This window comes from Nocardia jinanensis (assembly GCF_014645735.1).
GTDB classification, from domain to species: Bacteria; Actinomycetota; Actinomycetes; order Mycobacteriales; family Mycobacteriaceae; genus Nocardia; species Nocardia jinanensis.
In genome coordinates this window covers 202,901-209,091 of sequence record NZ_BMMH01000008.1, presented here as the reverse complement: position 1 = coordinate 209,091, position 6,191 = coordinate 202,901, and the positions used below count along the sequence as shown (strand labels likewise).

The following is a 6,191-nucleotide window of genomic DNA, read 5'->3' as shown; positions in this document are numbered from 1 at the left end:
CCCCCCCCCCGCCCGTTCGTCACCATCGGCTACGCCTCCGGAATTGTCCCGCGGATCCATTGAACCTGGTGCTGGTCAAAGGGGTGCAGATCGTAAGATTCCAGTTCCGCTGATGGTTCGGCCGTATATCGCGGGGCGGCAGGGTTCAATCGGCAGCCGGGTACCGCCGAGGAAAGAGCCGGGGGCGACACCCATCAAAGAACGGAACTCGGCGGTCAGATGGGATTGGTCGTAATAGCCGGCGCCGACTGCCAGATGCGACCACGGTGATGTTCCGAGACGGGTCAGCACTCGCCGGATCCGGTCTATCCGCGTGTAGTGCTTGGGAGATACGCCGATACCGGAACTGAAGAGATTGCGGAGCTGGCGTTCGCTCACCGCCAGGGTGCCGGCCAGCGCCGGGACAGTGGCCGGCATGGCACGGCCCGATACGGACTCGACGGCGGTACGGAGCAGTTCCCGATGCGATACTTGGGCCGGGCTCTCCCGGATCCGTTGCGGTAGCCGCTGTTCCAGATAGGGAAAGAGCTCGTCGCGCCGCAATTCGACGAGTTCGCCGGCGAATTGTGCCGCCGGACCGGGCAGGTCGGCAAGGCGGACGATCCGGTCGGTCAGCTCACCGGCGGATACCCCCAGCAGTGGTCCGACGGCGCCCGGAGCGAGCCGCAACCGGAGACAGCCCATGGGTTTATCCGCTTCGGCATAGGACGCCCTCGTTCGCGGCCCGAGTACGAGGGCATCACGTGGGCCGCAGTCCTCGGTACGCAGGACGATCATGGTGGCGGCCTGGGGGACATGGGCGAACGGGACGGACGTATCGCGCACCGTCGGTATGAGCCCGAGCTCGGTGAACCAGGGGCGCAGGGATTCCGGTGCGGGCGTCGCGCTCTCGGTGAGGTCGGTTGTCACGGGCGCCTTGCCCTGCGCAATGGTCACCCTTCGACTGTATGCAGATCAGGACGATTGCGCCGTGCCGAAATTTCCTATCGGTCCGGTCCGCGCAACGGCACGGTTGTGCCCATGATCATCATCACCGGTGCCACGGGCACCATCGGCGGCGAGATCGTCCGCCTCCTGTCGGCGCGTGGCGAGCGCGTTCGCGCAATAACCCGGAGACCGGACGCGGCCCGGTTCCCCGCCGGGGTGGAAGTCGTAGGCGGGGACTACTCTGATCTCCCCGGAATGCAACGCGCGCTGGCCGGTGCGGTGGCGGTATTCATCGTCGGCGTACTCGGCCCGGAGTACGCCGAAGCCGACCGCGCACTCGTCCGAGCCGCGCGCGACGCCGGCGCCCGCCGGATCGTGAAACTGTCGGCGATCGGCACCGGCGACCCGGCCCTCGGCCGGGTCGGTACCTGGCATCTGCCCGGAGAGGAGGCGGTTCGTGCCGCCGGCGTCGACTGGACCATATTGCGTCCCAGCTCCTTCGCGTCGAACACGCTCAGCTGGGCGCCGGCTCTCCACAGCGGTCTACCCGTCTCGAACCTGACCGGCTCGGGTGCGCAGGGTGTGGTCGACCCGCGTGATGTCTCCGCGGTCGCGGCGGAGGCATTGTCGTCTTCCGCGCATTCCGGTCGCGTCTATACGCTCACCGGCCCCGAACTGCTCACCACTCACGACCAGGCCGCCGCCTTGGCGGCCGCGCTCGGGCGTCCCGTCGAAGTGGTCGATATCGCCGAGGCCGCCGCCCGTGACCATATGCTCGCCGCGGGAGCCACTCCGGAATTCGTGGACGGTGCGCTGGCGGGTCAGGCCTTCGCGCGCGCGGGCGGCAATGCTGTGCTGACCGACGATGTCGCGGCAGTTCTCGGTCGTGACCCGCGTGCCTATGCGGATTGGGTCGGCGATCATGTTTCGGCGTTCGACCGGCCGCCGGTATCGAGCGACTGGCGGGCGTACTGATCCTCGCCCACGCGGCCGCGGGCGCGAATTTCGTCTCGTGCCGGACAGCTCATCCGCTGGAGGCTCCGGGTTCGGGCGCCGCCCCGCGCCGCTCGTATCCGGGCGCCTCGTGTTGTGTGCCCCGGAAGGGCCGCGACACCGCCGAGTGCTTCGACCATGCCGACCACAACAGGGTCTATGTAAGCGGGCGGGTCTTACAGGAGGTTTCCGTGGGCGGTCCGGATCACGAAAGACCAGTGACCGATCGCCAATCGGGGTTCGCGTCGCAGACTGTGGACTCCCCGGCCGTGGTCACGGTGGTGCGTGGTGTGCTACCGGCGGGCGAGTTCCGCGTGAGTGGTCCAGCTGCCGTGGGGTCCGAGGTCACCTCGCTCCTCGATCGACACCTCCTCGCTGGCGAGAACACAGCCCTCGTCCGGCGGAGCGAGGGAGTCGTCGTGTTCGAGTCCGCACCCGTCACAGAACCATGGTCATATGAACGATGGTGTGACCTGAACCTGAGTCGAAGTCAAGGCCCGGGCGTGATCTGTCACCGGTGGCAGATCACGGAATCGATCGGAGCCGAGCTTTCCGAGCAAGCAGCGTGACCTGTCACGATCGTGTGCGCATATGGTCTGCCCGGCACACCACTGTGGCGTGCCGGGCAGACCGTATGGGGTTCGAAAGCGGCCGCACCGGGAGGGAAACCGGCCGGCCGCCGCTCAGGTGGCCGGTGCGGCCGTCGCCATCGCCCGGTCGATCTCCCAGAAGGCGCGCAGGGCGAGGATTTTGCCCGCATCGTCGACCCTGTAGGTGAACACGCCTTCCGCGTCGATTCGGTGGCCACCGATGACGCTGCGGATAGTGCCGGTGAACGCGACCTCGGCACCGCAGGCGAACGAATCACCGAAAAGGAAATCGATGGAGTCGGTGGCGGCGATCGCTTTGTCCCAGAACGCCGCGATGGCCTCCGGTCCACGATGTCCCTTGCCCTCGGGATCGAAACCGGATGGCCCGATGGGATCCTCCACGATGCCGTCCGCGGCGAACAGGGCGAGCCAGGCGTCCTTGTTCCGGGCGCGGACCGCGGCCTGGGAGGCCAGCCCGGCCGCGCGGGCGGGATGTTCCTCGCTGCTCATAGGGTTCCTCTCGACGGGTTGGTGCGCCGCCGCATCCGAGCGGCGGCGCACGTGGCCGGTCAGTTGATCGGGTTCTGGATGTGTTCTTCGGCGAATCGGCGCAGTGCGTCCTTCTTGGCCTCGAGTTCGCCGTCGAATCCGATCCCGGCGGCGAGCCAGGGCACCACGATCGCATCGGTGACACCGGCGTCGTACTGCTCCTGATAGCCGTCGCGGCCGAACTTGTCGATGCAGACCGCCTGGATCTCGAACGGCACCTCGGCGCGCCCGTACTCGGCGCGGAGCTCACCCAGCCTGGCGATGGTGGTCTGCAAATCGTCGAACTTCATCATGGCCGAGGTCCAGCCGTCGCCGACCTTGGCCGCGCGGCGCAGCGCTACGTCGGTGTGACCGCCGATATAGAACGGAACCGGTTCGCTCGGCGCCGGGCTCATCTGTAGCTCGTCGAAATCGAAGAACTCGCCGTGGTGTTCGACCATGCCGCCGTCGAGGACCTTCTTGATGACCTCGATCATCTCGTCGACCCGGGCGCCGCGGCGTGCATAGGGCACCCCGCACCACTCGAATTCCTCCGGTGCCCAGCCGATACCCACACCGAACCCGAACCGGTTACCGGACAGGTTCGCCACCGACCCCACCTGGCGGGCGAGCAGCAGCGGATTGCGCGAACCGAGTTTGAGCACATTGGTGTACAAGCGCAGCCGGGTGGTGACCGCGGCCATGGCGGTCGCGGCGATCAGCGGATCCACCCACGGAGTCTCCGGACCCCAGAAGCGGCTGCCGTCGGGGGTGTACGGATACTTCGCCGCCTGGGACTTCATATAGAACAGCGAATCCGGCAGGGCGATCGAGGTGAACCCGGCCTCCTCGGCGGTGCGGGCGAGTTCGGGCAGCTGATCCAGGGGGCTCAGCGCGATTCCGAGGCTGAACTTCAGCGTCATCGGCGTTCCGATCCCACGACCCACATGGAGAAGTACTGAGAGCCACCGCCGTAGGCGTGTCCCAGGGCTTTGCGCGCGTTCTCCACCTGGTAGTCCCCGGCGCGCTCCATCACCTGTTTGGCGGCCTCGGCGAAACGGATCATGCCGGAGGCGCCGATCGGGTTCGAGGAGAGCACCCCGCCCGACGGGTTGACCGGCAGGGCACCGCCGATCTCGGTCTCACCCTTGTCGGTGAGCTTCCAGCCGTCACCCGGGGCGGCGAAACCGAGGTTCTCCAGCCACATCGGTTCGAACCACGAGAACGGGACGTAGATCTCGGCGGCGTCGATCTCGGCCAGCGGATCGGTGATCCCGGCCTGCGCCCACAGCGCCTTCGCGGCTTCCTGGCCGGCCTGCGGGTTCACCTGGTCGCGACCGGCGTAGGCCAGCGGTTCGGTGCGCATCGCGGTCGCGTGGATCCAGCCGACTTTCTTACCGGCGGCCTCCACCGCGGCTGCCGATTTCTCGCCGCCGATGACCACGGCACAGGCGCCGTCGGAGGACGGGCAGGTCTCGTCGAACCGGATGGGGTCCCACAGCATCTGGGAGGACAGCACCTCCTCGACGGTTTTATCGCCCTGCTTGAGATGGGCGTGCGGGTTCTTGGCCCCGTTGCGCCGATCCTTGGCAGCCACCATCGCGCCGACGTGCAGGGGCGCGTTGGAACGCCGGATATAAGAGCGCACATGAGGGGCGAAATATCCGCCCGCGCCCGCGCCGACCGGCATCGTGAACGGCACCGGAATCGACAACGCCCACATGGCATTCGATTCCGACTGCTTCTCCCAGGCGATGGCGAGCACCTTCTCGTGCACGCCGCCCTGCACCATGTTGGCGGCCACGCAGGCGGTCGAACCGCCGACCGAGCCCGCCGTGTGCACGCGCAGCAACGGTTTCCCGGGTGCGCCCAGGGCATCGGCCAGGTACAGCTCGGGCATCATCATGCCCTCGAACATGTCCGGGGCCTTGCCGATGACGATCGCGTCGATATCGGCCATGGTCAGGTCGGCGTCTGCCAGTGCCCGGTCGATCGCCTCGCGGCACATCCCGGCCATCGAGACATCGCTGCGTTTGGCTACGTGATGGGTCTGTCCGGTGCCCAGCACCGCGGCGGGGAAACTCATCGGCGGGCCTCCGAATCCAAAACGGTCACAAGGTTCTGCTGCAGGGCCGGGCCGCTGGTGGCATGTGCCAGGGTGCGGCCCGCGGTGCCCGCCATGATGGGCAGCGCGGCGTAGCCGATGCGTTCCAGCCCGGTGGCGAACATGGGATTTCCGGCCAGCGCGCCGCCGGACGGATTGACCTTCGTCTCCGGTTTCAGGCCGAGGGCCTCGGTCAGGATGAGCTGCTGGTGGCTGAACGGCGCGTGCAATTCGGCGACGTCGATACCGCTGGTGTCTCCGGTGGTCACCGCCTGCCCCGCGGCGGCTGCCGAGGGTGAGGTGGTCAGATCGCGGGCGCCGAGCACACTGGAATCGATCCGGTGCGCCATACCGGTGATCCACGCCGGACGTTCGTTCAGTTCGCGGGCGCGGTCCCCGACAGCCAGCACGATGGCCGCGGCGCCGTCGGTGATCGGCGCGCAGTCGTGCGCGCGGAGCGGGTCGGCGATATACGGGGAGTCCAGCAGATCGTCGACCGAGGTGCCGTCGACGGTGTGCGCGGCCGAAACGGCCGCCATATTGCGTTCGGTCCAGCGCCCGGAGTCGAGTCCGGCGCGGGCCTGCAGTCCGGCGATGGCCAGCGAATCCGGCCACAGCGGAGTGACCAGGTAGGGATCGAGCTGGGTGGCGAGCACCTTGCGCAGCATGCTCGCGGAGGATTTACCGAAGCCGTAGACCAGGGCGGTCTTCGCCTGACCGGAGCGCAGTTTCACCCACGCCTCGTACAGGGCCCAGGCCGCGTCCATCTCCACATGGGATTCGTTGATCGGGGGTACGGCGCCGATCGAATCGATCGCGGAGATGAACGAGAAGGACCGTCCGGCCAGATAGTCCGACGATCCCGAGCACCAGAAGTCGATATCGGACTTGGTGATGCCGAGCTGGTCGTAGAGCTGCTGGAAGCAGGGCACCAGCATCTCCACCCCGTTGGTGGTGCCGTAGGTCTCCGACACATGCGGTGCGTGCGCGAAGCCGACGACGGCGATCTCGGTGGCGTTGTCGATGGAACGCTCGGTGATGGTCACGCG

At 67.5% G+C, this 6,191-nt stretch carries 6 protein-coding genes; 1 reads left to right on the top strand and 5 read right to left on the bottom strand.

Translation table 11 applies throughout. The annotated features are described in order from the left end of the window. Positions 1-75: 75 nt before the first annotated feature. Complete coding sequence (locus IEY68_RS20330; RefSeq protein WP_156426019.1) at positions 76-936, bottom strand: helix-turn-helix domain-containing protein; 861 nt, start codon at positions 934-936, stop codon at positions 76-78. A gap of 84 nt (positions 937-1,020) precedes the next feature. Here IEY68_RS20330 and IEY68_RS20325 point away from each other — a divergent pair, with 84 nt between their 5' ends. Further along, positions 1,021-1,902, top strand: coding sequence for an NAD(P)H-binding protein (locus IEY68_RS20325; protein ID WP_058853267.1), 882 nt, complete (start codon positions 1,021-1,023; stop codon positions 1,900-1,902). Between the two features lie 701 nt (positions 1,903-2,603). On the opposite strand, the gene IEY68_RS20320 is transcribed toward IEY68_RS20325, so the two are convergent. Genes IEY68_RS20320 through IEY68_RS20305 form a run of 4 tightly spaced genes read right to left on the bottom strand, consistent with a single transcriptional unit; the run spans position 2,604 to position 6,188 of the window. After that, entirely contained in the window at positions 2,604-3,020 is a 417-nt protein-coding gene (locus IEY68_RS20320) for a nuclear transport factor 2 family protein (RefSeq protein WP_058853266.1), read from the bottom strand. A gap of 59 nt (positions 3,021-3,079) precedes the next feature. Continuing rightward, positions 3,080-3,955: a TIGR03619 family F420-dependent LLM class oxidoreductase gene (locus IEY68_RS20315; protein WP_058853439.1), complete on the bottom strand. Its 876-nt coding sequence runs from the start codon at positions 3,953-3,955 to the stop codon at positions 3,080-3,082. 2 nt (positions 3,956-3,957) lie between these two features. Then, positions 3,958-5,124: a thiolase family protein gene (locus IEY68_RS20310; RefSeq protein WP_058853438.1), complete on the bottom strand. Its 1,167-nt coding sequence runs from the start codon at positions 5,122-5,124 to the stop codon at positions 3,958-3,960. Beyond that, positions 5,121-6,188: a thiolase family protein gene (locus IEY68_RS20305; protein WP_229718882.1), complete on the bottom strand. Its 1,068-nt coding sequence runs from the start codon at positions 6,186-6,188 to the stop codon at positions 5,121-5,123. The genes IEY68_RS20310 and IEY68_RS20305 overlap by 4 nt, the downstream gene beginning before the upstream one ends. Positions 6,189-6,191: the final 3 nt, after the last annotated feature.